The sequence below is a fragment of the Streptomyces sp. GL_148 genome (genome assembly GCF_057834205.1).
Map to the genome: position 1 here is coordinate 7,047,450 of NZ_CM174396.1, position 23,945 is coordinate 7,071,394.

Annotated in this window: 2 protein-coding genes and 1 pseudogene; 1 reads left to right on the plus strand and 2 read right to left on the minus strand. The window is 74.2% G+C overall.

Annotated features, from left to right (window positions below; all coding sequences use genetic code 11):
• Nucleotides 1–85 precede the first annotated feature (85 nt).
• On the minus strand, nt 86–17,236 hold the full coding sequence (locus tag AC3IYI_RS31945) for an SDR family NAD(P)-dependent oxidoreductase (protein ID WP_489406940.1): 17,151 nt from the start codon (nt 17,234–17,236) through the stop codon (nt 86–88).
• A gap of 59 nt (nt 17,237–17,295) precedes the next feature.
• Entirely contained in the window at nt 17,296–18,936 is a 1,641-nt protein-coding gene (locus tag AC3IYI_RS31950) for an aspartate aminotransferase family protein (protein WP_489406941.1), read from the minus strand.
• A gap of 313 nt (nt 18,937–19,249) precedes the next feature.
• Between AC3IYI_RS31950 and AC3IYI_RS31955 the strand changes: the two are divergent.
• A pseudogene (locus AC3IYI_RS31955) lies at nt 19,250–23,935 on the plus strand (type I polyketide synthase); the annotation flags it as partial.
• Nucleotides 23,936–23,945 lie beyond the last annotated feature (10 nt).

The window sequence follows — 23,945 nt, forward strand, 5'->3', positions numbered from 1 at the left end:
GAGGGATGGGGGCCGGAGGGCTCCCGGGTCCGGTCGAAGGGTGGAACACCCCTGCCGGTCACCCGGGAGCCCTCCGGTGAGGTGTCTATCCCAGGTCGTCGATCATGGCGAACAGATCCTCGTCGGCCACGTCCTGCAGGTCCTTGTCCGGCTGCTCGTCCCGGGCGCTGCCGCCCGCCGGAGCGTGACCGACCAGCTGTCGCAGCCGTGCTACCGCATCCGGGTCGAGCAGCCCCTCGCGGATCAGCGTCTCCAGCTGGTCGAGAACGGGCGCTGCCTGGCTCGTCGCCGCGATGGTGCGCAGGTTCTCGGCCAGGGCGGCCACCGTCGGATAGTCGAACACCAGGGTGGTCGGCAGGCGTTCGCCGGTGACGGCCGCCAGCCGGTTGCGCAGTTCGACCGCCGTGAGCGAGTCGAAGCCGAGGTCGGTGAACGGCACCTCCGAGGCGATCGCCGACACCTCGTCGTGCCCCAGGGCGGCGGCGACCTCGCGGCGGACCATGTCGAGCACGGCCCCCGGCTGGTCCCACGGGATTCCGGCCGGCTGCCGAGCCGCCCGGCCCAGACCGGCCCGCGGAGCGGCAGCAGGTGCGGTACGGGGTACGAGGCCCCGCAGCACCGGGTGCGGGTGCGGGGCGGCGCCGAGCGCGGCCCGGTCGAGCCCCGTCACGGCGAACACCGGGCGCCGGCCGTCGTCCGTGGCCAGGCGGGCAATCTCCGCGGTGGCGAGGTCGAAGGCGGCCAGCGCGTCCGGCACCGCGATCGGACGCAGCCCGAGCCCGAGGATCCGTCGCAGGTCCGCATCGGCGAGCCCGTCGCCCATCCCGGTCTCCCACAGTCCCCAGGCCAGCGAGACCGTGGGCAGGCCGAGCGAGGTGCGGTACTCGGCCAAGGCATCCAGGAAGGTGTTCCCCGCCGCGTAGTTCGCCTGCCCTGCCGTGCCGAGCAGCCCTGCGATCGACGAGTACAGCACCACGGGCCGGTCACCGGCCGCTTCGTGCAGGTGCCAGGCGGCGTCGATCTTGGGCCGGAGCACGGAGTCGACCTGCTCGGGCGTGAGCCCCTCCAGGGTTCCGTCGGACAGCGTCCCGGCGGCGTGCACGAAGGCAACGGGCCGGTGCAGTGCCACCAGTCCGGCCAGCGCCTCGCGGTCGGTCACGTCGCAGGCAGCCGTGATGATCTCGACGCCGTCCCCGGCGCCTTCGAGCTCCGGAGCCTTCCCGCTCCGGCTGACCAGCAGCAGTGAACGGGCGCCGTGCCGGGCCACCAAGTGCGCGGCCAACTCCGAGCCCAGCGCGCCGCTCGCCCCGGTGATCATCACCGTGCCCTCGCCCCAGGGGAACGCGGGACGGTCCCCGCGCCCGCCCTCGCCCTCCGTGACGCCCGGCCGGTCACCGGCGGGGCGCTCGTACCGGACCAGGCGCGGGACGAGGAGCTCCCCTCCCACGATGCGGACCTGAGGCTCGTCCGAGCCCTCGGCTCCGGCCAGGACCTCGGCGACGGTGTCCCGTACGTCCGCGGAGCCGTCCCAGTCCGGAAGGTCCACCAGGACGAACCGGCCCGGATGTTCGGCCGCGGCGCTGAGGACCAGGCCGCGGACACCGGCATGCGCCAGGTCGGAGCCGATGGCCACCGCGAGCTTGCCGGGGGCGTCGCCGGCAAGCCGGTCGCGCAGCACCCCGAGGATGTGGTGGACGGCGCCGCGGGCCCGCTGAGGCAGGTCGCCGGCACCGGAATCGACCAGGAGCACCTCGTACCCGGCGCCGGCCACCGACGCGCCGACCGGCTCGCCGGACCGCTCGGGCCTGCGCCACACCGGGGTGTACAGCAGGTTCTCCCCGGCCGCGGCGCCGCCCGGGAGACCGGTGAGCGGGCGCAGCGCCAGCTCGTCCACCTCGGCCAGGACGCGGCCGTCGCCATCGGTCACCAGCAGGCGTACCGAGTCCGGTCCCGTGGGAGTGATCCGGGCCCGCAGGACGGGGGCGCCCGGCGCCGCCGCAGGGGCGTGGAAGCGCACCCCGCTCCAGGCGAACGGCAAGGTGGCCGGCCGGTCCCCGGCGACGCCGGGCAGCAGCGCGTGCAAGGCCGCGTCCAGCAGCGCCGGGTGCACGGCGAACCCCGTACCGGACGGGGCCGTCTCAGCCGGGACTTCGACCTCGGCGAACAGTTCGTCGCCGTTCCGCAGCAGCCGCCGCAGCCCCTGGAAGGCGGGACCATACGCGTAGCCGTGCCCGGCGACCCGGTCGTACACCCCGGTGAGGTCGATCTCCGTCAAGCCCTCCGGCCACGGACCGGCCTCCGCCACGGCCGGGCGGCCTTCCGGGTCGAGGGTTCCGGCGGCGTGCCGGGTCCACGGAAGGTCGCCGGAGCCGGGATCGCCGCTCCGGGAGAACAGCGTGACGTCGGCGCCGTCGACAACCATCTGGAGGGTGAGCGCACCGGACTCCGGTACGACCACCGGCTCGGTCACGGTGAACTCCGCGAGCGGGCCCGCCGAAGCGGCCAGTTCGACCAGCGCCGTACCGGGGACGATCACGACGCCCCGCACCCGGTGGTCGGCCAGCCACGGATGGGCGGCGAGCGAGAGCCGGCCGGTCGAGACGGTGGCGCCGCCTTCGCCCGTACCGCCCGTGGCCAGGTCCACCGCCGCACCCAGCAGCGGGTGTCCGGCGGAGCGCAGACCGGCGCCGACCACGTCGGCCCGTCCGGCCGGGTTGAGCCAGAACCGCTTGCGCTGGAACGCGTAGGTGGGCGCGTCCACCGGCTCGGCGCCGGGGAACACCGCACTCCAGTCGATCCCGGCACCGCGGGTGAACAGGGTGCCGAGCGCGCCGGCCACGGAGTCCGCCTCGGGCCGGCCGGCCCGCCGCAGCGGCACCCCGACCGGGCTGTCCGCCTCGTCGGCGGGGAACGCGGCCGCGACCATGCCGGTGAGCACCGCGTCGGGTCCCACCTCCAGAACCGTGCGCACACCCTCGTCCCGGGCGGTCAGCACCGCTTCGTGGAAGCGAACCGTCGCCCGCACCTGGTTCACCCAGTACTCGGGGTCGGTCCACTCCTCGGCGTTCGCTCCGGTGACCGTGGAGATCGCGGGGATCGCAGGGGCGCGGTAGGCGAGTTCCCGGGCGACCGCCCGAAAGTCCTCCAGCATCGGCTCCATCAGGGGCGAGTGGAAGGCGTGGCTGACCGACAGTCGCTTGGTGCGCCTGCCCCGTGCGGTGAACTCCGATGTGACGAAGGGCAGCAGGGCCTCCTCGGCGCCGGACAGCACGACCGAGGCGGGACCGTTGACCGCGGCGACCGCGACCCCGTCGGGCAGGTCCAGCCCGCCCAGTTCGGCCGCGGCCGTCTCCACGGCGACCATCGCGCCGCCGCGGGGCAGGGCCTGCATGAGGCGGCCGCGGGCGGCGACCAGCCTGGCCGCGTCCGGCAGCGACAGCACGCCGGCGACGTGTGCGGCGGCCAGCTCGCCGATCGAGTGGCCGAGTACCACGTCGGGCCGGATTCCCCACGACTCCACCAGACGGAACAGTGCGACCTCGAAGGCGAACAGCGCGGGCTGCGCCGTGCCGGTCTCGTCCAGGCCCGATCCGTCGGCGATGGCCGTCCGCACCGTCGACCGGAGCGAGGTGTCGAAGTGCGTGCAGACCGCGTCGAAGGCTGCGGCGAACACCGGGTAGGCGGCGGCCAGTTCGAGGCCCATGCCGATCTGCTGGGCGCCCTGCCCGGTGAACGCGAAGGCCAGCCGGCCTCCCGCCACGCGGACCGGGACCGCGTCCCGCAGCGCCTCGGGGCTCGTCGCCGCGATCCGGTACGTCATGGCGGAACGGGTGGCCAGGGTGTACGACTCGTCCGCCGTGGACAAGGATGCGACCCGCTCCGCCTGCTCGGCGAGCGCCTGCCCGGTACGGGCGGACAGCACCCATGGGACCGGGGGCCGCGCGGGGCCGGCCGGAGCCGCCGATACCGGGGCCCCGGAGCCCCGTGCCTCGGAGGCAGGGGCCGGTGCGGCTTCGGCCTCCTCCAGGACCACGTGCGCGTTGGTGCCGCCGAAGCCGAAGGAGGACACGCCGGCCCGGCGGGGCTGCGCGCCCCGCGGCCACGGGCGGGCCTCGGTCAGCAGCTCGACGTTGCCCTCCGACCAGTCGACGTGCCGGGACGGAGTGCCGACGTGCAGGGTCGCCGGGGCGATTTCGTGCCGCAGGGCCTGGACGACCTTGATGATCCCGCCGACGCCCGCCGCCGCCTGGGCATGTCCGATGTTCGACTTCAGCGAGCCCAGCAGCAGAGGGCGCTCCCGGTCCCGCCCGTACGTGGCCATCACGGCCTGCGCCTCGATCGGGTCGCCGAGCCTGGTCCCGGTGCCGTGCGCCTCCAGCAGTTCCACGTCGGCGGGGGACAGGTCGGCGGAGTCGAGCGCCGCCATGATCACCCGCTCCTGGGCGGGGCCGTTCGGTGCCGTCAGCCCGTTCGATGCGCCGTCGGAGTTCACCGCCGAGCCGCGCAGGACGGCGAGCACCCGGTGCCCGTTGCGCCTGGCGTCCGACAGCTTCTCCAGCAGCAGCATGCCCGCGCCCTCGGACCAGCCGGTGCCGTCGGCGTCGTCGGAGAACGACTTGCACCGGCCGTCCACGGACAGCCCGCGCAGCCGGGAGAACTCCACGAACGGCGTCGGCGTGGCCATCACCGTCGCGCCGCCCGCCACGGCGAGCTCGCACTCCCCGCCGCGCAGTGCGCTCGCGGCCAGGTGCACCGCGACCAGCGAGGACGAGCACGCGGTGTCCACGGTGAGGGTCGGCCCCTCGAACCCGAAGGTGTAAGCGAGCCGGCCGGAGGCGATGCTTCCGGCGCTGCCGCTGTAGAGGTAGCCCTGAACCCCCTCCGGCGGCAGGTCCGGCCGCGAGCCGTAGTCGCTGTACATCACGCCGACGAACACGCCGGTCCGGCTGCCGCGCAGGTCCTGCGGGTCCAGGCCCGCCTGCTCCACGGCCTCCCAGGTGGTCTCCAGCAGCTGCCGCTGCTGCGGGTCGACGGCCATCGCCTCCCGCGGCGACAGGCCGAAGAACTCCGCGTCGAAGCGGTCGGCGTCGTGCAGGAACCCGCCCCGGCGGGTCGTGGAGGTTCCGGGGTGGTCCGAGTCGGGGTGGAACAGGTCGGCCGGCCAGCCGCGGTTCACCGGGAAGTCCGACGTGGCGTCACGGCCGTCGGCCACCAGCTGCCACAGGTCCTGCGGCGAGGCGACCCCGCCCGGGTAGCGGCAGGCCATCCCGACGATCGCGATCGGCTCGTCGTGGCCGTCCCCGGCCGCCGCGGGCCGTTCCCGGACCGGAGCGGGCGGCGCCGGCTCCTCGGCCGCGACGAGCCCGAGCAGGTGTTCGGTCAGCGAGGCCGGGGTGGGGTGGTCGAACACTATGGTCGCGGACAGCCGGCGGCCGATCGCGGTGCCGAGCTGGTTGCGCAGCTCGACGGCTGTGAGCGAGTCGAACCCGAGCTCGCTGAACGAGCGGTCCTCCTCGATCTCGGAAGCGTCGGCGTGGCCGAGGACCGCGGCGATCTGGTCGCGGACGATCTCCCGGAGGGCCGCGGGGCGGAATCCCGACGCGTCCGCGCCGTCCCCGCGGGGCGCGTGGTCCCGCACGGCCACCGTCGTGCCGGCGGCCGGTCCGGCCAGGTCGCGCAGCACCGCGGGGAGATCGGTCCGGCCCCGGAGCGCGGAGCGGTCGAACCGGGTCAGGGCCAGCACCGCGGCGCCGTCGCCGGCGGCTGCGTCGAGGGAGGCGTCGAACAGGCCGAGCGCCTCCGTCGTGTCCAGCGGACGCAGGCCCGAGCGGGCCAGCCGTTGGATGTCCGCGTCGGTCAGCTGCTCGGAGATGGTGCTCGTCTGCGCCCACAGGCCCCAGGCCAGCGAGACCGCGGGAAGTCCGAGGCCGCGGCGGTGCTCGGCGAGGGCGTCCAGGAAGGTGTTGGCCGCCGCGTAGTTCGCCTGGCCCGCGGTGCCGAGCAGTCCGGCGACCGAGGAGTACAGGAACAGGGGCCGGTCGCCGGCCAGTTCGTGCAGGTGCCAGGCCGCATCCACCTTCGGACGCAGCACCGCGTCGACCTGCTCGGCCGTCATGCCGGCCAGAGTGGAGTCGGCGACGACGCCCGCGGTGTGCACCACCGCAGCAGGCCCGTGCTCGGCGAACACGCGCTCGAGGGCCTGCCGGTCGGTCGCGTCGGCGGCCACCAGACTCACGGCCGCGCCGAGGTCCACCAGCTCGTCCCGCAGGCCGGCGGCGCCGGGCGCCGCTTCGCCCCGCCGGCTGAGGAGCACCAGGTTCCGCACCCCGTGCCGTACGACCAGGTGCCTGGCCAGCACCGTGCCGAGGGTTCCGGTGGCGCCGGTGACCAGGACCGGGCCCGCGGACAGGTCCACCCCGGGGGCCGCGGCGTCCGCCGCCGGCCCGCCCGGGCGGGCCAGCCGCGGCACCAGGATCCTGTCCCCGCGGATCGCCAGTTCCGGCTCCGGGGTCTGCAGCGCGGCCTCCAGCCGCGCCCCGTCGGCGGATTCGCCGGCCTCGATCAGCACGAACCTGCCGGGGTTCTCCGCCTGGGCGGTGCGGATCAGGCCGCGCAGCGCGGCGTGTGACAGGCCCGGGGTGATCACGAAGGCGTGCCGGCGCTGGTCGTCCTTGGCGAGGACCGCCCTGAGCTCGGCCAGAACGGATTGGACCAGCGCCCTGGCCGCCGTCGGGACGTCGTGTTCCGCGTGCCGGGCGTGTTCCGGCAGGGCCGCCACACGGTGCATGACAGCCGGTTCGAGGGAGAAGTCGGGGCCGGCGGCATTCCGCCAGACCACCGTGTGCATCCCCGTGGGCGCATGTCCCGCGCCCACGGGCAGCAGCGCCAGTTCGTCCACCGTCAGCACCGCGCGGCCTTCGCGGTCGTGGACCACCAGGCCCGCCGTGGTCCCGCGGACCGTGACCCGCGCGCTCAGGGCCGTCGCTCCGGTCGCGTACCGGGTCACCCCGGTCCAGGAGAACGGCAGCACCGGCCGGGCGCCGGGATCGACGACTCCGGGGAGCAGCACGTGCAGCACCGCGTCGAGCAGCGCCGGGTGTACGCCGTACCGGGCCGCTTCGCCGTGGTACCGCTTCGGCAGCTCCACCTCGACGAACCGTTCGTCGTCGGCGTGGCGCACCGCGCTCAGGCCCTGGAACGCCGGGCCGTAGTGGTAGCCGTGCTCACCGAGCCGCTCGTACACCCCGGCCAGGGCGGCCTCGGTGCCGGTCGGCTCCGGTGCGGCCGGGGGCTCCTGCAGCCCGGGCACGAGCACGCCGTGGGCGTGCCGGGTCCACTCGGCCGGCTCGCCGCTCCCGGCCCGCGGACCGGAGTGGATCGTCACCGCACGGCTGCCGTCGGGCTCCGGGGCCTCGACCCGGACCTGGACCGCCACGGCCCCCTCCTCGGGTACCACCAGCGGTGTGGTGAAGGTGAGTTCGGCGACTGTCGGGCAGTCCAGCCGGGCCCCGGCGTGCAGCGTCATGTCCAGCAGCGCCGTGCCGGGTACGAGGACCTCCCCGCGGATCCGGTGGTCGCCGATCCAGCCGGCGCCGCCGATCTCGCCGCCCAGTACGGTCCCGCCGTCGGCGAGGTCGACCACGGTGTCCAGCAGCGGATGCGCGGACGACGGGGTCTCCAGCCAGTACCGGCGGTGCTGGAACGGGTAGCGCGGCAGCGGTACCGGCGCGGTCGTACGCAGCACCGCCGACCAGTCCACCGGTACGCCCCGGACGTGCAGGGCGCCGAGGGCGGTGAACGCGCTCTCCACGTCGCCGCGTCCGGCACGCAGCATCGACACGGAGGCGCCGTCGCCCGTGTCGCCGACCGTGTTGGGGGCCTCGTCCGCGAGTGCCTGTCCGGCCATCGCCGTCAGCACTCCGTCCGGGCCGAGTTCGACGAACTCGGTGACACCGCCGCGCCGCAGGGTGCGCACGCCGTCGAAGAAGCGGACCGCTTCCCGGACATGGGTCACCCAGTAGTCCGGCGACGTCAGCTGCCCGGCGGTGGCGATCTCCCCGGTGACGTTCGAGACGACCGGGATCAGCGGCTCGTGGAAGGCAACGGTGTCCAGCTCGGCGCGGAAGCCGGCCAGGACCCCGTCCATGTGCGCCGAGTGGAAGGCGTGGCTGACCGACAGGCGCCGGGTCCGTCGGCCCCGGGCCGACCAGAGCGCGATCATCGCGGTCACCGAGTCGGCGTCACCGGACACCACGACGGCCCGGGGGCCGTTCACCCCGGCGATCGCCGCCCCGGCAGCCAGGGATTCGAGCACCTCCTCCTCGGAGGCCTCCAGCGCGGCCATCGCCCCGTCGTCGCGGGCGGACTGCATGGCAGCCCCCCGGGCGGCGACCAGGCGGCAGGCATCGGGCAGGTCGAACACGCCGGCCACGTGTGCCGCGGCCACCTCTCCGACCGAGTGCCCGAGCAGGTAGTCCGGGGTGACGCCGTGGTGCTCGGCGAACCGGTAGAGCGCCACCTCCACGGCGAACAGCGCGGCCTGGGTGTAGGCGGTCTGGTCGAGCAGGGCCGCGTCGGCGCTCTCCGGCTCGGCGAACAGGACGGCGGTCAGCGGCCGGTCGAGCACCGGGTCGATGTGTGCGGCCACCGCGTCGAGCGCGGTACGGAAGACGTCGGACCGCTCGTACAGCCCGCGTCCCATCCCGGCCCGCTGTGCGCCCTGCCCGGTGAACAGGAAGGCCGTCGCACCGCGGCCGGTGCCGTGCCCCTGGACGACGCCCGCGGCCGCGGTGCCCGCCGCGACGGCGTCGAGGCCGCGCAGCAGGGATTCCCGGTCGGCGCCGAGCACGACGGCCCGCCGGTCCAGCAGGGCACGCCGCCCGGAGAGCGTGCCGGCCACGTCGGCGAGGCCGAGGTCAGGGTGTCCGTCGAGGTGGGCGCGCAGCTCGGCGGCCTGCTCCCGCAGGGCCCGGTCGGTGCGGGCCGACAGCACCAGCGGCACCACCGGCGGGACCGGGCCGGGCCGGGCGGCCGTACCGGCGGGGGCCGGGGCCTGTTCGAGGATGACGTGGGCGTTGGTGCCGCTGATCCCGAACGCCGACACCGCGGCGCGGCGCGGCCGGCCGAGGTCCGGCCACTCCTGCTGCTCGCCGAGCAGCTCGATCGCGCCCGCGGACCAGTCCACGTGCGGCGAGGGCTCGCCCAGGTGCAGGGTGCGCGGCTGGACACCGTGCCGCATCGCCTGGACCATCTTGATCACGCCCCCGACACCGGCGGCGGCTTGGGCGTGCCCGAGGTTCGACTTCAGCGAACCCAGGCGGACGGGCTCCTCGCGGTCCTGCCCGTACGTGGCCAGCAGGGCCTGGGCCTCGATCGGGTCGCCGAGCCGGGTGCCGGTGCCGTGCGCCTCGATCAGGTCGACCTCGCCGGCGGCGAGGCCGGCGTCGGTCAGGGCGGCGCGGATCACCCGCTCCTGCGAGGGCCCGCTCGGTGCCGTCAGCCCGTTGGAGGCGCCGTCGGAGTTCACCGCGGAACCGCGCAGCACGGCCAGCACCTGGTGCCCATTGCGTCGTGCGTCCTCCAGCCGCTCCACCAGGAGCAGGCCGACGCCCTCCGACCAGCCGGTTCCGTCGGCGTCGGCCGAGAAGGACCTGCACCGGCCGTCGGTCGACAGCCCCTTCTGCCGGGAGAACTCCACGAACGTGCTCGGCCCGGACATGACCGTGACGCCTCCCGCCAGGGCCAGGTCCACCTCGCCCGAGCGCAGCGAGTTCGCGGCCAGGTGCAGCGCGACCAGGGAGGACGAGCACGCGGTGTCCACCGTGATCGCCGGCCCCTCCAGGCCGTAGTTGTACGCCAGCCGGCCGGAGATCACGCTGGAGGTGTTGCCCGCCAGCAGGAAGCCCTCCACCTCCCGCGGGGTGACTGCCAGGCGCGAGGCGTAGTCGTCGTACATCACGCCGGTGAACACACCGGTCCGGCTGCCGCGCAGTACCGCCGGGTCGATCCCGGCGTGCTCGAAGGTCTCCCACGCCGTCTCCAGCAGCAGCCGCTGCTGAGGGTCGGTGGCCAGCGCCTCGCGCGGCGACATGTCGAAGAACGCCGCGTCGAACAGGTCCGCTTCGTGCAGGAACCCGCCGCGCCGGGTGTAGCTGGTGCCGAGGTGGTCCGGGTCGGGGTGGTACAGCCCGTCCAGGTCCCAGCCGCGGTTGGTCGGGAACTCGGAGATGGCGTCCCGTCCGTCCAGCACCAGCTGCCACAGGTCGTCGGCGGATCGGACTCCGCCGGGGAACCGGCAGGCCATGCCGACGATCGCGATCGGTTCGTCGGTGCGGCCGCGGTCCTTCCGCGGCCGCCGGGCACCGCCGGCCTGCTGCCGGTCCCCGGCCGCGCCCGCGTCCTCGGCCAAGAAGGCGGCCAGGGCCTGCGGCGTGGGGTGGTCGAACACCAGGGTGGCGGGGAGCTGCCGGCCGGTGGCCGCGATCAGCCGGTTGCGCAGCTCCACGCCGGCCAGCGAGTCGAAGCCCTGCTCCCGGAAGGCCTTGCCCAGGTCGAGCGCGCTCGGGCTCGGCAGTCCCAACACCCCGGCCGTGGTCGCCCGTACGAGCTCCTCGGCCTGCTTCGCGGTCAGGGACTGACCCGCGCGGGCGGCCGGAGCGGCCGCGGCGGGCTTGCGGCGGCGGACCAGCCCGGACAGCAGGGGCGGGACCGGACCGGTTTCGGCGAGAAGGGACGGCTGGAGGATCGCCGGGACCGGCAGTACGGTGTCCGCCGCGTCCGCGGACAGCGACCGGTCGAACAGGGCGAGCCCCTGCCCGGCGGTCAGCGGCGCCACTCCGGACCGGGTCCAGCGGCCCAGGTCGGAGGCGGAGAGGGACTGCCCCATGCCCTCTTCCCACAGGCCCCAGGCCAGTGACGTGCCGGGCAGGCCGAGGCCGCGGCGGTGCGCGGCCAGCGAGTCCAGGTAGGCGTTGGCAGCCGCGTAGTTGGCCTGGCCGGCCGTGCCGAGCAGACCGGAGATCGAGGAGAACAGGACGAAGGAGACCGCGTCCCGGTCGGCGGTGAGCTCGTGCAGGTACCGCGCGGCGTCCGCCTTGGCGGCCATGACCGTGCCGATCCGCTCCTCGGTGAGGGCGCTGATCGTGGCGTCGTCGAGTACCCCGGCGGTGTGGATCACCGCGGTCAGGGGATTGCCGGCCGGCAGGCCGTCGATCAATGAGGCCAGCGCGGTGCGGTCCGTCACGTCGACGGCCGCGATGCGCGCGCCGTCGAGTTCCGCCGCCAGCTCGGCGGCGCCGGGCGCGTCCGGGCCGCGGCGGCTGACGAGCAGCAGGTTCCGTACGCCGTGCCGGTGGTGGAGGTGCCGGGCGATCAGGGCGCCCAGCCCGCCGGTGCCACCGGTGATCAGGACCGTGCCGTCGGGGTTCCAACCGAACGCGGCTGCGGTGCTTGCCGCGTCTGCGGTGCCGTCGGCGGTTGCGGGGTCTTCGGTCACGGAGGTGCCGGGGGCCGGTGCGGCGGACCTGGCGATCCGGGGCACCAGCAGCCCGCCGTCCCGTACGGCGAGCTGCGGCTCCCCGGTCCGTACGGCCGCGTCGGCGGCTTCCGCCGCGGTGGCGGTGCCGGAGACGTCCACCACGACGATCTGGTCGGGGTACTCGCTCTGGGCGGTGCGCGCCAGGCCCCACACCGCGCCCGCGGCCGGGTCGGCGACGTGCTCGCCGGGTGCGACGGCCACCGCGTTCCGGGTGACCAGCACCAGCCGGTCCCGCGCCTCGTGGTCGGCGGACACCCAGTCTCGGATCGTCGCGAGCGCGGCGGTGGCCGCGGCGGCGGGGGTGCGGGCCGGGGCGACCTCGGCCACGGTCGGACGCAGGGCGTCGCCGTCGGCGTCCCCGGTCCGGGCGGTGCGGGGCTGCCAGGCCAGCTCGTACAGCGGGACGGCGTCGGCCGAGGCCGGGGACGACGCCCGGAAGGCCAGTCCATCGACGGCGGCGACCACGGTGCCCGTCGCGTCGGCGAGCAGCAGTTCGTACGTGTCGCCGCCGGCCGGGGTGAGCCGGGCGCGGAACTCGGTCCCGCCGACCGTGCCGGGGTGCAGGCGCACCCCGCTCCAGGCGAACGGGAGGCGCGCGCCCTCCCCGCCGTCTACCAGGCCCAGCACGATCGGGTGCAGCACCGCGTCCACCAGCGCCGGGTGCAGCAGGAAGCCGGACTCCGCACCGAGGTGCCCGTCCGGGATCCGGACCTCGGCGTACGCGGTGTCACCGTCCCGGTACACCGCCCGCAGCCCGCGGAACATGCCGCTGTAGTCGTATCCGCGCCCGGTCAGCAGCTCGTAGGCGTCCTCGACGGGTACCGGGTCGCCGGCGGGTGGCCACTCCAGCACGTCATCCGCACCGGGCCCGGAGTCCGGGTCGGTGTCGCCGAGCAGTCCGGACGCGTGCCGTGTCCACCCCTGCTCCCCGTCCCGGCGGGAGTGCACCGCCAGCTGCCGGCCGTGCACGGTGACCTGGAGCTGCACCGCGCCGGAGGCGGGCAGCACGAGGGGGTTCTCCAGGGTCAGGTCCGCCACTTCGGGCAGGCCCACCCGCTCGCCGGCGAACAGTGCCATCTCCAGGAACGCCGTCCCGGGCAGCAGCACCGAACCGTTGATCACGTGCCCGGCGAGCCACGGGTGGTCGGCCAACGACACGGTTCCGGCCAGTACCACCTCGTCCCGGTCGACCAGCTCCACCACCGAGTCGAGCAGAGGGTGACCGGAGGCGCCGCGCGCGGGCCGCGGCGGCAGCCAGTACCGGTCGCGGCGGAAGGGGTGGGTGGGCTCCGTGCCCCGGGCCCGGGCCAGACCGGCGGAGAACACGTCTGCCTCGGAGCCGGCGGACCGGCTCAGCGCGACGGCCCGCGCGACGCCGGCGGACCTGACCAGCGGGGTGAGCGCGGCCGACGGCCCGATCTCGACGAACAGGCCGGCGCCCGCCTCGCGCAGGGCCGACACGGCGTCGTGGAACCGGACGGTGCCGCGGATCTGCGCGACCCAGTGGTCGGCGTACCCGGCCGTGTCGGCGGGCAGCGGTCGCCCGGTCACCGTGGAGATCACGGGAATCCGGGGCGGCCTGTAGTCGACCGACTCGGCCACCGCGCGGAACTCGTCGAGTACGTCGTCCATGTGGGGGGAGTGGAAGGCATGGCTGACGGTCAGCCGGGTGACCCTGCGGCCGCGCTCCCGCCATCCTGCGGCGACGGTCTCGGCGGCGTCGGCATCGCCGGCGAGCACCACCGACACCGGGCCGTTCACCGCGGCCACCACGACGCCCTCGACGAGGGTGCCGGCGACTTCGGCCTCGGTGGCCTCCACGGCGATCATCGCGCCGCCGGAGCGGGCCTGCTGCATCAGCCGGCCCCGGGCCGCCACCAGCTTCGCCGCGTCCGGCAGCGAGAACACCCCGGCCACGTAGGCCGCGGCGAGTTCGCCGATGGAGTGCCCGGCGAGCAGCTCGCCGGCCAGGCCCTGGTCGGCGGCCAGTTCGGCCAGCGCCACCTCGAAGGCGAACAGCGCGGGCTGGGTGTAGCGGGTCTGGTTCAGCTCCGGCGCGGCATCGGACCCGGCGCCGAACATCAGCTCCTTCAGCGGCCGGTCCAGGTGGGGGTCGAACGCGGCGCACACCTCGTCGAGGGCGCGCGCGAACACCGGGTACCGCTCGTACAGTTCGCGGCCCATGCCGGAGCGCTGTGCCCCCTGGCCGGTGAACAGCAGGGCCGTCGGGGTCCGCTCTCCTTCCTCCAAGACGACGTGGGCGTTCGTGCCGCTGATGCCGAACGCGGACACCGCGGCGCGGATCGGGCGGTCGGCGCGCTGCCACTCCAGGGCCTGAGTCAGCAGCTCGACCCGGCCCGAATCCCAGTCCACCCGAGTGGTCGGGACGTCGGCGTGCAGGGTGCGGGGCAGGAGCCCGTGCCGCATGGCCTGCACCGTCTTGATCACGCCGGCGACGCCGGCGGCCGCCTGCGTGTGGCCGATGTTCGACTTCAGCGAGCCCAGGTACAGCGGGGCCTCGCGGTCCTGCCCGTAGGTGGCGAGGATCGCGTCGGCCTCGATCGGGTCGCCGAGCGAGGTGCCGGTGCCGTGGGCCTCCAGCAGGTCGACGTCCGACCCGGCCAGACCGGCGTCGGCCAGCGCGGCACCGATCAGCCGCTGCTGGGAGAGGCCGCTGGGCGCGGTCAGCCCGTTGGAGGAGCCGTCGGAGTTGATGGCGGTGCCCCGGACCACCGCGAGGACGGGGTGGCCGTGGCGGCGGGCGTCCTCCAGCCGCTCCAGCACGAGCATGCCCACGCCTTCGGACCATCCGGTGCCGTCGGCGTCGGCGGAGAACGGCTTGCACCGCCCGTCGGCGGCCAGCCCGTGCTGCCGGGAGAACTCTTCGAACATCCCCGGTGTGGCCATCACGGTCACGCCGCCCGCGACGGCCGCGGACGCCTCGCCGCTGCGCAGGGCGCGTACCGCCAGGTGCAGGGCGACCAGCGAGGACGAGCAGGCGGTGTCCACGGTGAGCGTCGGACCCACGAAGCCGAACTGGTAGGCGATGCGGCCCGAAAGCACGCTGGGCGTGGTCCCGGTGAGCACGTAGCCCTTGACGTCTTCGCCGGCCTCGTGCATCCGGGGGCCGTAGTCGGAGGAGGTGCCGCCGACGAACACACCGGTACGGCTGCCCCGCAGGGACTTGGGGTCGATCCCGGCCCTCTCCAGCGCCTCCCAGGTGGTCTGCAGCAGCAGCCGCTGCTGCGGATCCATGGCCAGCGCCTCGCGGGGGGAGATGCCGAAGAACTCCGCGTCGAACTCGGCCGCGGTGTCGAGGAATCCGCCGACCCGGGAGTAGCCCTCACCGGGCTGCCAGCCGCGGTCGGTCGGGAACGCGCCGGTCACGTCCTGCTCCCCGGAGACCACGCGCCACAGGTCTTCCGGGGAGGCGACTCCGCCCGGGAAGCGGCAGGCCATGCCGACGATCGCGATCGCGTCCTCGTCGCGGCCGGCGGAGGAGTCCGCCCGTGCGGACGCGCGGGGCACGTAAGGGCTGCGCCCCGCGTGTCCCGGGTCGATCCCGGTCTCGGCGAAGTAGCCGATCAGCTCCTGCGGCGTCGGGTAGTCGAACAGCAGACCGCTGGGCAGCGGCCGGCCGGTGGCGGTGGACAGGCTCTCGATGAGCTCCACCGTCATGAGCGAGGAGAAACCGAGGTCCCGGAAGTTCGTGTCCAGCTCCACGCCCTCCACGTCGCCCGCGCCGAGGGCCGCCGCCACCTGTTCCCTGACCAGGGCGGCCGGGTCGGTGCCAGAGGCGCCGGAGTGGCCGGCGCCCGGCGCCGGGGTGTGGTGCTCGCCGGTCCAGAACCGCTCCCGCTGGAACGGGTATCCCGGCAGCCGGACCCGCCGGGCCCGGACATCCGCGTACGCTGGTGCCCAGTCGACGTCCGCGCCCTGGACGTACTCGGCCGCGAGGGCGGCCAGTTCGGCGGTCCGCGGGCCGGCGGGCTCGCCGCCGCGGCCCACGGCGGTACCGGACGCCGCTTCCTGCCCCGCCCCGGGCCCATCGTCCGAGACCACGTTCGGCGCGGTCGTCCCGTGTGCGACGGCGTCCAGCCCGGCGCGCAGGCCTTCGGCGTCCGAGGCGAGGACGACGGCACGGTGCCGGAACGCCGTCCTGGTGGTGGCCAGGGAGAAGCCCAGGTCGTACGGGGCGAAACCGGTCTCCCGCAACAGGGCGGCGTGCGCCCGCAGCGCGGCCCGGGTCCGGCCCGATACGGGTACCGGGACCAGCCGGGCGTCCGGCTCCGCGCCACCTGCCGCCTGCCCGGTGGCCGACTGCCCGGCGTCGGATCGTCCGGCGTCCGGCTCCGCGCCACCTGCCGCCTGCCCGGAGGTCGGCGGCTCGCTCAGGACCACGTGTGCGTTCGTGCCGCCCATGCCGAACGACGAGACGCCGGCGATCAACGGCCGGTCCGGGTGCGGCCAGTCGGAAGGGCCCGTGTTGACCCGCAGCCCGAGGTCCTCGAACGGGATCTCCGGATTCGGGGTGGCGAAGTTCAGGCTCGCAGGCAGGCGCCGGTTGCGGATCCCGAGCACGGCCTTGAGCAGCCCGGTGATGCCGGCGGCGCCCTCCAGGTGCCCGATGTTGGTCTTCACCGACCCCACCAGCAGGGGGTCCGCACCGGCGGCCGCCCCGTCCGCCTCCCGGCCCGAGAAGACCGCGCCGAGGGCGGCCGCCTCGATCGGGTCGCCGACCGGGGTCCCGGTGCCGTGCAGCTCCACGTACTGCACCTGCTCCGGGGAGACGCCGGCCCGGCGCAGCGCGGCACGGATGACCCGCTCCTGCGCCTGCGGGCTGGGCACCGTCAGCCCGGGGGTGGCCCCGTCGTTGTTGACGGCGCTGCCCCGCACGACCGCGTAGACGTCGTCCCCGTCGGCCAGGGCCGCCGCCAGCGGCTTGAGCACCAGGGCCACGGCGCCCTCGCCGCGTACGTAGCCGTTGGCGCGGGCGTCGAAGACGTAGCTGTGCCCGTCCGGGGACAGGCCGCCGAAGCGCTGCGCCCCCAGCGCGCCCTCCGCGAGGAGGTTGAGGTTGACGCCCGCAGCGATGGCGACCGGCGACTCGCCCGACCGCACGCTCTGGGCGGCCAGGTGGACGGCGACCAGCGACGACGACTGCGCCGTGTCCACCACGATGCTCGGCCCGCGCAGGTCAAGGGCGTAGGAGACCCGGTTGGCGATGACGCCCCGGTGCACACCGGTGTTCGTGTGCTGTGTGATCGATCCGTCGCCGCTGCTCAGCACCAGGCCGGCGTAGTCGTCGCGGAGTGATCCCACGAACACCGAAGAGGCCGAGCCGGCCAGGGCGGCGGGGACGATCCCGGCGTCCTCCAGGGCCGCCCAGGCCAGCTCCAGCACCAGCCGCTGCTGCGGGTCCGTCGCCGCGGCCTCCCTCGCGGACATCCCGAAGAACGCCGCGTCGAAGTCCCCGACCGCGTCGAGGAAGGCCCCGAAGCGGGTGCCGCCGTCGAACCGGACCGAATTCGACATTCCGTCCCGCCGGTCGAGCGGGACCTCGGTTATCGCATTGCGACTGTCACTCAGCAGATTCCAGAATTCCGCTGCCCCGATCGCCCCGGGCAAATGGCAGGACACTCCGACGATCGCCACCGAATCGTCGAGAACGTCTTCGTGTCCGTCGTGCCATGTCGTCATCTGAATATCTCTTTCCTTCATCATCCTGGACAGTCGCAATGCGGTTACCGCCGGAGTGCCTACGCGCCGGGCTCCCCGGCCGGATCCGCGGGAAGCAGGAGGCCGCCGTTCTGGTCCCGGAGCACCGTCAACAGCCCGCGCAGCCCCGATTCCAGCCGCCCGATCTCGACGTCCGTGATGTACACGGACGGCTCCAGCCGCAGCGTGCTCGTGGCACTGGCCGTCGGGAGGATCCGCAGGGCGTGCACGCGCAGCAGGTAACCGGACAGCAGGTACCCGAGCAGCCCGGCACGGGCCTGCCCGGCGATGACCTCGTCGGGGGAGTCCGACAGGTCGTGGAAGTCCAGGCCGATCATCAGGCCCTTCCCGCGGACCTCCTTGATGACGGTCCCGAACTCCTGCTGCAGCTTGCGCAGCATGTCCGCCAGCCGGCTGCCGCGCTCGCCGGCCAGCTGGTAGGCCTTGCCGCCCCCGGCCTCCAGCAGGTCGACCGTCCGGCAGGCGATCGACGTGGAGAAGGCGTCCTTCGCGAAGGTCGAGCTGTGCACCAGCTCGAACTCCTTGCGGTAGCGGGAGCCGCGCACCAGCGTCACGGCCGCCTTGGCCACGCCGCCGCCCAGGCTCTTGGCCAGCGTGATGTAGTCGCCCTGGAGGCCGATGTGCGAGGCGGCGAAGAACGCGCCGGTACGGCCCATGCCGCTCTGCACCTCGTCGACGATGACCGGGCAGTCGACCGTCTCGCAGGCCTCCCGGATGCGGCGCACGGTCTCCCGGTCGAACACCCGGATCCCCGCTTCGCCCTGCACCGGCTCCAGGATGAACGCGGCGATGACGGGCAGTTCGCGCTCGACGACGCGCACCGCGGCGCCGTCGACCTCAAGGTCGAACAGCGTGCTGCGGACCGACTCGATGGTCTTGGCGAGCGCGTCCGGCTCGTGCACCGGCACGAACCGGCACCGCGCGGCCAGCGACGCGAACGGGGTTCGGAAGCCGGGGTTGTGGGTCAGCTGGACGCTGCCGACGAGCTTCCCGTGGAACGAGCCCTCGGGGGCCAGGAACACCGGCGCCGCCGCCAGGCGCGAGGCGTTGGCGCTGCGGATCCCGGCGATCACCTCGTCCGCCGCGCTGCCGCGCACGAGCCCCGCGGCCGCAACCAGGCGGTCGTAGGACTCGCCGGCGGCGAGTGCACCGGCGGCGAGTGCACCGGCGGCGAGCTCGCCGCCGGCGGCCAGCGCCGCACGCGCCGCCTCGATGTTCCCGTCGATCTCCGCGGCGAGTTCGGCCAGCTTGGCGCCCCGGTCGAACTCGGCGTGCTTCATCGCGATCTCGACCGCTTCGGCGCCGCTGTTGGCGAAGATCGCCGAATACGGCTCCGAGGTGGCGAACTCGCGCCGGATGACGGCATTCAGCTTCTGCGCCAGGTCGTTGGCGTACGGGTGCTTGGAGAACTGCGCATGGACCGGCACGCCCTGGTCCAGCAGCTCCTTCGCGTAGCCGACGATGTCGGGATTGCCGTGCCCGATGATCGTCGAGCCGTAGCCGCCGACGAGGTCGAGCACCTCGACCTCCCGGCCCGTCTCATCACGGTAGAAAAGGCTGTCCTTTTCCGCCCTGGAATAGTGAACGCTCAGTCCGAGCGAGGCGAGCAGACCCCCGAGATAGGGCTCCGCGAGGTCCTGCTCTTCAATCTCCGGGTTCATTTGGAGTCGAGTTCCCAATCTATGAGGGCCTACTTGTGCGGAACCCTACCGACCTCGCCGTAACGGGCCTGTAATCGGACGCTAATCGGCGCATCGGCGCATGGTGACGGGCTTCGCCCTGCCGGGAAAGAGCGCGGAATTACCACCTCGCGGATGCTCTTGTCCGAGACTGTTCGAGGCTCTGAGTCGCATGAGAAGTTCTCCGGGAAAGGAAAATATCCGTGGACGGTACCGAGGAATCGGCCGGCGCCTCCCTTGAGGAGACCCCGGGAGTTGAGGGCGCGTGAGCACTGACGAGAACCAGCTCCGCCAGTACCTCAAGCGCGCAGTCGCCGATGCCCAGGCGAGCCGCAGGCGTCTGCGCGAGATCGAGGAGAAGGACCGGGAACCCATCGCGATCATCGGCATGGCCTGCCGGTACCCCGGCGGTGTGGACTCACCGGAACGCCTGTGGCAGGTGGTCGCCGACGGCGTGGACGCGGTGACGTCGTTCCCCGAGCACCGGGGCTGGCCCTTGGACCGGCTTTACCACCCCGACCCCGACACCGTCGGCACGTCGTACACCGACCAGGGCGGATTCCTGCACGACGCGGATCGCTTCGATCCCGAGTTCTTCGGCATGTCCCCGCGGGAGGCCCTCGCCACCGACCCCCAGCAGCGCTTGCTGCTGGAGACGGCCTGGGAGAGCTTCGAACGCGCCGGAATCGCTGCCGACACGGTCTCCGGCAGCCGGACGGGCGTGTTCATCGGGTCGATGTACCACGACTACGGATCCCGACCGCACCTGCCGCCCGAGGAGTTCGAGGGATACCTGTACAGCGGGAGCGCGGGCAGTGTCGCCTCAGGCCGGCTGTCCTACGTCTTCGGCCTGGAGGGCCCCGCCGTCACCGTCGACACGGCCTGCTCCTCGTCGCTGGTCGCCGTCCACCTCGCGGCGGCCGCGCTGCGCCGCGGGGAGTGTGACCTCGCCCTCGCCGGCGGCGTGACCGTGATGTCCACGCCCCAGGCGTTCGTCGAATTCTCCCGGCTGCGCGGTCTGTCGGCCGACGGGCGCTGCAAGTCCTTCGCCGCGTCCGCCGACGGCACCGGCTGGGCCGAGGGCGCCGGCGTCCTCCTCGTGGAGCGGCTGTCCGATGCCCGGCGCAACGGTCACCCGGTGCTCGCCGTGATCACCGGTTCCGCAATCAACCAGGACGGCGCCAGCAACGGGCTCAGCGCGCCCAACGGTCCCGCCCAGGAACGGGTGATCCGCCAGGCCCTCGACAGCGCGGGGCTCTCCACGGCCGACGTCGACATCGTCGAGGCGCACGGCACCGGAACGCCCCTCGGCGACCCGATCGAAGCCAATGCCCTGCTCGCCACCTACGGCCGGGGCCGCCCGGCCGACCAGCCGCTGCGGCTGGGGTCGCTCAAGTCCAACGTCGGGCACACTCAGGCGGCCGCGGGCGTCGGCGGCATCATCAAGATGGTCGAGGCCATCCGCCACGGCGTCATGCCCAAGACCCTGCACGCCGACGACCCGACCCCGCACGTCGACTGGGACTCCGGCGCGCTGACCTTGCTCGACGAGGCACGCGACTGGCCGGAGCTGGACCGGCCGCGCCGGGCCGCCGTCTCCGCCTTCGGGTTCAGCGGCACCAACGCGCACGTCATCGTCGAGCAGGCACCGCTGTCGGCCCACGAAGAGCCCGCCTGGGAGCCCGCCGGGAAACCGGTTGCCCCCGCCGTGCCGCCGGCGCCGGTCATGCCCTACCTGCTGTCCGCCCGGTCCCCCGAGGCACTGCGCGCCCAAGCCGAGCGCATCGGCGCGCTCCTTGCCGAGCGCCCCGGCCTCGACCTGCTCGACCTCTCCTACTCGCTGTCCGCCACCCGTACGGCGATGCGGTACCGGGCCGTCGCGCTCGCGGCCGGCCGGGACGAACTGATCGAAGGACTCGCGGCCCTGGCGGACGACGAATCCGGCACCGTCACCGGCACCAAGGACGAGGGCCGGATCGCGTTCATGTTCACCGGCGGAGGCGCCCAGCGCATCGGCATGGCCCACGAACTCGCGGAAACCTTCCCGGCGTTCGCCGCAGCATTCGACGAGGTCTGCGCGGCCCTGGACGAGCACCTGCCCCGCCCGCTGCGCTCGGTGATCGAGTCGGGCGACGAGCTGGACCAGATCGACTACACCCTCGCCGCCCTCTTCGCGGTCGGCGTGGCGCTGTTCCGCCTCTTCGAGGCGTGGGGGGTGCACCCCGACTACCTCATGGGGCACTCGACGGGCGAGCTGATCGCCGCCCACCTCGCGGGCGTGCTCTCGCTGCCCGACGCCGCCATCCTGGTGACCGCCCGCGGGCGCCTGATGCGGTCGCTGCCGGAAGGCGGCGCGATGATCGCCGTCGAGGCGACCGAGGAAGAGGTCCGCGAGACCCTCGACCCGGACGGGCGCGCCGTGATCGGCACGATCAACGGGCCGCGCGCGGTGGTCCTCTCGGGCGACGCGGACGCCGTGCACGCCGTCGCGGACATCTGGAAGGAGCGCGGCCGCTCCACCAAGGTGCTGCCGATCCTGCGGGCCTCCCACTCCCCCCGCATGGACCCGATGCTCGACGAGTTCCGCGCCATCGCCGAGGGCCTCACCTTCCACCGGCCCAAGTTCGCCGTCGTGTCCACGGTGACCGGCGAGGTGGAGCCCGGGGACGGCTGGAGCTCGCCCGAGTACTGGGTGCAGCAGATCCGTCGGCCCGTCCGCTTCGTCGACGCGGTGCGCACCCTGGAGGCGCAGGGCGTGACCACCCTGCTGGAACTCGGCCCCGACGGGGTGCTCTCCGCGCTTGCGGCCGCCAGCGCGGACCACGCGGTCGCGGTGCCCGCCATGCGCAGGAAGCAGCCCGAACCGCAGTCGCTGATGCACGCCCTCGGCGTGCTGCACACCCGGGGCGTGCCCGTCGACTGGCCGGCGTTCTTCGCCGACACCGCGGTGCGCAAGGTCGACCTGCCGACCTACCCCTTCCAGCGCGAGCGGTACTGGCTGGACCCCTCGGCCGACGCCGCGGCCGCCGCCGGAGCGGCACCCGCAGGGCCGGACCCCCTCGGCGCCCTGCACCAGGTCGGCTGGCTCCCGGAGGTCGTACGGCCGTCCGCCCGGGCCGCGGCCTGGGCGCGGCTCGGACCGGCCGCCGATCCGGCAGACGGCATCCCGTACCACGATGACCTGGCCTCCTTCGGGCAGTCGCTCGACGCCGGCGACCCGGTCCGGACCCTCGTCGTACCCTCGGCCGCGAGCCTGGACGACGACGCGGCCGACGCCCCGTACCGGCCGGCCCGCCAGACGCTGGCCCTCCTTCAGGAATGGCTGGCCGACGACCGCTTCACCGGTGTGCGTCTGGTCGTGGTCACCAGGGGAGCCGTCGCCACCACCGACACCGAGGCCCCCGATCCTGCCGCCGCGGCGGTGTGGGGACTGGTCCGCTCCGCCCAGTCGGAAGCACCCGACCGGATCCTGCTCGTGGACGTCGACACCGACAGCGGCGGCGAGCCGGTGCCCGCGGCGCTGCTCTCCGCCCTGCTGTCCGCCGACGAGCCCCAGGCCGCCGTCCGGGGCGGCCGGGTCCTGGTCCCCCGGCTGGTCCGGGTCCGCTCCTCCGCGGCGCGCACCGGTGCGGACGCTGCGGTGTGGAACCCGGAAGGCACCGTCCTCGTCACCGGCGGTACCGGCATGCTCGGCGCCACCGTCGCCCGCCACCTCGTCACCGAACACGGCGTCACACACCTGCTGCTGGCCGCGCGCACGGGCGCCGAAGCGGCGGGAGCCGGCCACCTGCACAGCGAGCTGACCTCACTCGGCGCGACGGTCCGCATCGCCGCCTGCGACGTCGCGGACCGCGAAGCCCTCGCCGCGCTGCTCGCGGAGGTCCCCGCCGACCGGCCGCTCACCGGAATCGTGCACACGGCAGGGGTGCTGGACAACAGCCTGCTCACGGCGATGACCCCGCAGCAGCTGGACGCCGCCCTGCGTCCCAAGGCGGACGCCGCCCGGCACCTCCACGACCTGACGCGCGACGCCGGCCTGTCGGCCTTCGTCCTGTTCTCCTCGACCGTCGGACTGTTCGGCGGTCCCGGCCAGGCGAACTACGCCGCCGCGAACGCGTACCTCGACGGGCTCGCCCACCACCGGCGGGCGCACGGTCTGCCCGCGACCTCGGTGGCCTGGGGCCTGTGGGACGTAGACGGCGGCATCAACGCGGCACTGGGCGACATCGACCGCGCCCGGTTCGCCGGGGACGGCTTCGTCCCGACGGGCGTGAAGGACGGCATGGCCCTGCTCGACGCCGCCCTGTCCTCGGCCCGGCCCGCGGTGGTGACCACGGAGTTCGACTCGGACGTCATACGGTCGCTCGACCGGGTGCCCCCGCTGCTGCGGTCCCTCGTCCCCGCCCCGGCCCACCGTACGGACAGCTCCACCGAAGTGCCCATGGCGCAGCGGCTTTCCGACCTGACCGCCGCCGAGCGCACGGAGTTCGTCCTCGAACTGGTCCGCGGCAGGGTGGCCTCGGTCCTCGGCCTCGGAGACCCGTCCGCGATCGATCCCGAACAGCCCTTCCGGGAGCTCGGCTTCGACTCGCTGACCGCGGTCGAGATGCGCAACAGGCTGAACACCGTCACCGGTGCCCGGCTCCCGGCCACCGCGGTGTTCGACCACCCCACCCCGTCGAAGCTGGCCGCGTTCCTGCTGACGTGCATCGCGCCCGAGGACGCGCCGGAACGGCGATCGACCGCGATCGCCGCGCTGGACGACCTGGAGCAGGTGCTCGCGGCCGGGGAAAGCGACGGCGCCGACGGTGACCGCGACGAGATCACCGTGCGTCTGCAGACCCTCCTGTCGCGGTGGCTGGAGACCGGCGCGCAGCCGGGCGAGGGAGCCGACGAGGACCCGGCCGACTCCCTCGCGTCGGCATCGACCGACGAACTCCTCGACTTCATCGACAACGAGCTCGGCCGTGCCCGGCACTGACGCCCCGACA